General features: G+C 60.0%; 5 protein-coding genes. All 5 read left to right on the top strand.

Features of this window, described 5'->3' with window-relative positions:
• Window positions 1–227 precede the first annotated feature (227 nt).
• A complete protein-coding gene (locus AC1D35_RS34555; protein WP_113310267.1) occupies window positions 228–737 on the top strand; it encodes a GNAT family N-acetyltransferase in 510 nt (169 codons plus the stop codon).
• A gap of 281 nt (window positions 738–1018) precedes the next feature.
• A complete protein-coding gene (locus AC1D35_RS34550; RefSeq protein ID WP_113310268.1) occupies window positions 1019–2869 on the top strand; it encodes a potassium/proton antiporter in 1851 nt (616 codons plus the stop codon).
• Between the two features lie 81 nt (window positions 2870–2950).
• Window positions 2951–4147 carry a phosphoglycerate kinase gene (locus AC1D35_RS34545; RefSeq protein WP_477942376.1) on the top strand — a complete coding sequence of 399 codons (1197 nt, stop codon included), beginning with the start codon at window positions 2951–2953 and terminating at the stop codon, window positions 4145–4147.
• A 231-nt stretch (window positions 4148–4378) separates the two neighbouring features.
• Window positions 4379–5404, top strand: a complete 1026-nt coding sequence (locus AC1D35_RS34540) for a class I fructose-bisphosphate aldolase (protein WP_113310270.1) — start codon at window positions 4379–4381, stop codon at window positions 5402–5404.
• 159 nt (window positions 5405–5563) lie between these two features.
• Window positions 5564–6154, top strand: a 591-nt coding sequence (locus AC1D35_RS34535; RefSeq protein WP_477942374.1) for a PhzF family phenazine biosynthesis protein, incomplete at its 3' end; no start/stop codon positions are given.

Below are 6154 nucleotides of genomic sequence, written 5' to 3'. Positions count from 1 at the left end.
AGGCAATTTCGTGCGCGTCCTGTCCTGGTACGACAACGAGTGGGGCTTCTCCAGCCGTATGTCCGACACGGCCGTAGCCTTCGCCAAGCTCATCTAAGCTTCCGGCAGAGAGATCAGGAAACGGCTCGGGAAACCGGGCCGTTTTCGTTTCTGCGATAAACAGAAGATCGGAGCGGCTGGGATCGAAGTACCCGACCCTGCATGCAACAACGGAAGGATAGAAAAGCATGGCGCATCTCACTATTCGCAAGGCGACGGCTGATGACGCACAGGAACTCAGCGGACTTCTCAATGAGATCATCGAAGCCGGCGGCACGACTGCCCTGGAGGCTCCCCTTTCCCCCGACCAGTTGGCCGACTGGTTCATTACCGGCGAATTCGCCCTCACATGTCATGTAGCGCAAGCAGGATCCGGGCTCGCCGGCTTTCAGTTCCTTAGCCTCTATGAAAACCGGCCGGAGGGATGGGCCGACATCGGGACCTTCGCTCGCCGAAGTCCGAAGATACCGGGCGTCGGCACCGCGCTTTTTTCAGCAACAGTTTCTGTGGCGAAAGAACGCAATATCGACTTCATCAACGCAACCATTCGCGCCGATAACGGCGGCGGGCTAGCCTATTACGAAAAGATGGGATTCCGCACTTATAACGTAATGGAAAAAGTGCCTCTCGACGACGGTACCCCCGTGGACAGAATTCAGAAACAATATCTGGTGAAGAAGGAACGAAGCGGCCTCTGACAGCCTCATCAACAAAAAGTGCAGTGCCCCGCCTATCTGCCCTGCTCTCGCCTGATTTGCCTATACATTCTTTTTACAGACTTTCTCCCGTAACATTCTCCACTGGCCCTCATTTCAAGGGCCGTCCAGCAGCATGATGCAGCAATGCAGCCGAGGTTAAGCCGCAAGGCCTACCCTTCTGCCGCATTTTGCCGTTTACTAACGGATCGTGCTGGACGCGGAGGGTTGAAGAATAGGCCGGGGCGGCTTCGGGATGGCGTGATGAAGCGAAAGGGGTAGGCATGGAAGCGTTTTACATCGTGGTGCTGGTCGCAACGGCGCTCGTGCTTCTTGCAGCCTTTTCGAGCCTGCTGGCCTTCCGCTTCGGCGCCCCCTTGCTTCTGCTCTTCCTGATGATCGGCCTTGCTGCAGGCGTTGACGGTGTCGGCATCGAATTCAGCAACAACTATCTCGCTTATGTTCTGGGCTCGATCGCACTCGCCATCATCCTTTTCGATTCCGGTTTCGGCACGCCGATGCAGGCCTTCCGCATCGCCGCAATCCCGTCACTGACGCTCGCATCGGTCGGCGTGCTTCTGACCGCAGCGCTCTTCGCCTTTGCGGCCCGCTGGCTGCTGCATTTCAGCTGGCTCGAAGGTATGTTGCTCGGCTCCATCGTCGCATCCACCGATGCCGCAGCCGTCTTCTTCCTGCTGCGCATCGGCGGCATCAACATCCGCGACAAGGTGCGTTCCACGCTGGAAGTCGAATCCGGCACCAACGACCCTATGGCGATTTTCCTGACCATCGCCCTGGTCGAGGTTCTCGCGAGCGGCGAACGTTACGCCGGCATCAATATCGGCATGCTCGCCATGTTCATCCAGCAGATGGGCCTCGGCGTTATCCTCGGCCTGCTTGGTGGCATGATGATCGTGCTGATCGCCGGCCGACTGGAAACCGATCGCGGCCTGACGCCGATCTTCGTGCTGGCGCTCGCCCTGCTCGTCTTTTCCTTCACCGGCGCGGTGGGTGGCAGCGGCTTCCTTGCGGTCTATGTCGCCGGCATCTACGCCGGAAACCGCAAGATGCAGGCGATCGGCACCATCAGGCGCTTCCAGGACGGCATGACCTGGCTTGCCCAGATCATCATGTTCCTTGTCCTCGGCCTACTCGCAACACCTTCGCAATTTCCTGTTATCATCGTCCCGGCGATCCTGCTCGCGCTCTTCCTGATCTTCGTCGCCCGGCCGCTCGCCGTCTGGCTGTCGCTGCTGCCTTTCGATTATACACAGCAGGAAATCGGCTTCGTCGCCTGGGTCGGCCTGCGCGGCGCCGTCTCCATCCTGCTCGCCATCATGCCAATCCTCGGCGGGCTGGAGCACAGCCAAATCTATTTCAACACCGCCTTCATCATCGTGCTGGTCTCGCTGCTCGTACAGGGCTGGACGATCAAACCCGTCGCCAAGCGCCTCGGCCTCATCATCCCTCCACGCATCGGCGCGGTCGACAAGGTGGAGGTAGACCTGCCGGGTGCCGCCAATCACGAACTGCTTTCCTATCGCGTCGTCAAGGACAGTCCGGTTCTGCGCGGCGAGCGCATTCCGCGCTGGGCAGCACCCTCGCTGGTGATCCGCGACGGCAAGTCGATGCGTTATCAGTATGCCGGCCGCCTCAGGGAAAACGATCTCGTCTATCTCTTCATCGCGCCCAGCTATTCACGCCTGCTCGACCGCCTCTTCGCCAGCCGCGCTCCCGTTGATGACGATGATGCGGAATTCTTCGGCGCCTTCGCACTGTCCCCGGCCCGCCCCGCAGCCGATCTCGATGCCGCCTATGGCCCGGGCCTTCTCAATGAATCCGAAAAGGGGCTGACAATCGCCGAACTGATGAAACAGCGCCTCGGCGGCAAGGCGGACTACGCCGATCGTGTCCGTCTCGGCTCGCTCATCCTCATCGTCCGCGACCTCGACGATCAGGATCACATCACCTCTGTCGGCATGTCGCTGGAGGCTGTCGAGCCGGCCACCACGCTGCCGATCTTCATCAATCTGCGCGATATTATCCAGCGCATTCGCGACCGCATGAAAGGCCGCCAGAAACGTGAGGCAGCCACGGCGGAAGGTGCTGCAGGACGTGACGAAAACCCGCGCTGAAACGGCGGCCGACTGCCTTGCGTCTCCTCCGATCCTTGCTATGGTCGGCGCAACTTTCGCCAACCACGAATGGATCCTCCCATGGCAGCTTTCAAGACCCTCGACGACCTCAACGACATCGCCGGCAAGCGCGTTCTCGTCCGCGTCGACCTCAACGTCCCGGTCAAGGACGGCAAGGTCACGGACACGACCCGCATCGAGCGCGTTGCGCCGACGATCCTTGAGCTGTCAAAAAAGGGCGCGAAGGTCATCCTGCTTGCTCATTTCGGCCGCCCTAAGGATGGACCCTCGGCAGAATTCTCTCTTTCGCTGGTTGCCCCCTCCGTCGAACAGGTGCTTGACCATGCCGTGCTGACAGCTTCCGACTGCATCGGCGAGGCTGCCGCTTCCGCCGTCGCGAAGATGAACAACGGCGATATCCTGCTGTTGGAAAACACCCGCTTCCATAAAGGCGAGGAAAAGAACGATCCTGATTTCACCAAGGCACTTGCCGCAAACGGCGATATCTATGTGAACGATGCCTTCTCGGCTGCTCACCGCGCCCACTCCTCCACCGAAGGCCTTGCTCATCATTTACCGGCTTATGCGGGGCGCACCATGCAGGCCGAACTTGAGGCACTGGAAAAGGGCCTCGGCAACCCGGTTCGCCCGGTCGTGGCGATCGTCGGCGGCGCCAAGGTCTCCTCCAAGATCGACCTCCTGATGAACCTCGTGAAGAAGGTCGATGCGCTCGTCATCGGCGGCGGCATGGCCAACACCTTCATCGCCGCCCGCGGCACCAATGTCGGCAAGTCGCTCTGCGAACATGATCTCGCCGATACCGCMAGGCAGATCATGATCGAAGCCGCCACCGCCGGCTGCGCGATCGTCCTGCCGGAAGACGGTGTCATCGCCCGCGAATTCAAGGCAGGTGCGGCCAACGAGACCGTCTCCATCGACGCCATTCCGGCCGATGCCATGGTCCTTGATGTCGGCCCGAAGTCGATTGATGCCGTCAAGGCCTGGATCGAGCGCGCGACCACGCTCGTCTGGAACGGCCCGCTCGGCGCTTTTGAAATCGAGCCCTTCGATGCAGCGACCGTCGCCGCTGCGAAATATGCCGCCGAACGCACCAGGGCCGGCAAGCTCACGTCAGTCGCAGGCGGTGGTGACACGGTCTCCGCGCTGAACCATGCCTGCGTTGCCGAAGAGTTTACCTATGTTTCGACCGCGGGCGGCGCCTTTCTTGAATGGATGGAAGGCAAGGAACTGCCGGGCGTGGCCGTTCTCTCCCGCTAACCGCCGCTAATCGATAAGCCGATTCGACAGATATTCCAGCAGGATAGACCGTGGAGGCGAACGCTTCTGCGGTCTTTTGCTCAAGAAAAGAAAAAATTCCCGAACTTTCAAACGATTGAAATCATTTCAATCGTTTCAACGACTTAGCGCTCCCTTTTTTCTCCCTATAAACTTCTGTTATCCGGGTTCTATATTATCAATTCTACCGGGTTTCATTGTGGAGAGAACAAGATGAGCGAACGACTGGAAGACATTGCAGTGAAGATGGTTGCCGGTGGTCGGGGCCTGCTTGCAGCCGATGAATCGACCGCCACCATCAAGAAGCGTTTCGACGCGATCAATCTTGAATCGACCGAAACCAGCCGGCGCGACTATCGCGAGATGCTCTTCCGCTCCGACGAAGCGATGAAGAAATATATCTCCGGCGTCATTCTCTATGAGGAAACCCTTTTCCAGAAGGCTGCCGACGGCACGCCCTTCGTCGACATCATCAAAGCCGCCGACGGCATTCCAGGCATCAAGGTCGATACTGGCGCCAAGCCGATGGCGAAATATCCGGGTGAAACGGTCACCGAAGGCCTCGATGGCCTCGCAGAACGTCTGGCTAAATATTATGACGCCGGTGCCCGCTTCGCCAAGTGGCGCGGCGTCATCGCCATCTCCCAGACCCTGCCGACCCGCGGTTCCGTCCGCGCCAACGCTCAGGCGCTCGCCCGCTATGCAGCCCTCTGCCAGGAGGCCGGGATCGTGCCGATCGTCGAGCCGGAATGCCTGATGGACGGCAAGCCGGGTGACCACAATATCGACCGCTGCGCCGAAGTGACCGAATCCACGCTGCGCATCGTGTTCGAGGAACTGGCCGATGCCCGCGTCAGCCTCGAAGGCATGATCCTGAAGCCGAACATGGTCATCGACGGCAAGAACGCCCGCAAGGCCTCGGTCGCCGAAGTCGCAGAACGTACCGTTCAGGTGCTGAAGCGCACGGTCCCATCGGCCGTTCCGGGCATCGCTTTCCTCTCCGGCGGCCAGACCACGGAAGAAGCGACCGCCCATCTCTCGGCGATCAATTCCGGCTATGAACTGCCTTGGTTCGTCACTTTCTCCTACGGCCGGGCCCTGCAGGACAGCGCGCTCAAGGCCTGGAACGGCAAGCCGGAAAATGTCGCTGCCGGCCAGCGCGAACTCACGCACCGCGCCGAAATGAACAGCCTCGCCGCCAAGGGCAATTGGAAGGCCGAGCTCGAAAAGGCCGCATGAGCTTTTGAAGCTTGAGAGAATGATGCAGGCGGCGAACACCTTCGCCGCCTGTTTTATTTGTGCCTGCATATCGCGATGGCGATTTGTCATCGCGACAAGATAATCCTTCGCCGCAACCGCTGGCCTCGCTAATCATGGCGCCCAACCATCGGAGCCGCCATGAACAGCCTGTCCTACACCACTGTCGACGTTTTCACTTCCACCCGCTTCGAGGGCAACCCGCTCGCGGTCATGGCCGATGCAAGGGGGCTGAGCGACGCGGCAATGCAGAAGATCGCTGCCGAATTCGGCTATTCCGAAGTCACCTTCGTGCTGCCGCCGGAGAGCCCCAAAAACACGGCAAGGGTGCGCATCTTCACGCCGACGATGGAGATACCCTTCGCCGGTCATCCCAATGTCGGCACCGCCTATGTACTGGGCCAGCAGAGCGAAATCTTCGGCCGCCCCATCGGCGATACGCTGCGGTTCGAGGAGAAGGCCGGTCTGGTAGAAGTCGCCCTGAAGCGCCGCGAAGGCCGGGTCACCACAGCGACGATCCGCGCTCCACGACCGCTTGAAATAGAAGACACGATACCCGATGCGGTCATCGCTGGCTGCGTCTCTATCGATCCGGCGTCAATCCGCAAGAACACGCATGTCCCGGTCTTCGTTTCGGTCGGCCTGAAATTTGCCGTTGCCGAACTCGAGAGCCTTGAGGCTCTGGCTGCGGCTAGCCCTAATATCAACGGCTTCCAGACTGCTTCCAGACTG

This window comes from Rhizobium sp. P1_E6, from assembly GCF_056405875.1.
This window is presented reverse-complemented; position numbering and strand designations above follow the sequence as displayed.

Coding starts and splice junctions, on each gene's coding strand:
- AC1D35_RS34550 (WP_113310268.1), top strand. CDS start 1,019: ATGGAAGCGTTTTACATCGTGGTGCTGGTCGCAACGGCGCTCGTGCTT.
- AC1D35_RS34555 (WP_113310267.1), top strand. CDS start 228: ATGGCGCATCTCACTATTCGCAAGGCGACGGCTGATGACGCACAGGAA.
- AC1D35_RS34540 (WP_113310270.1), top strand. CDS start 4,379: ATGAGCGAACGACTGGAAGACATTGCAGTGAAGATGGTTGCCGGTGGT.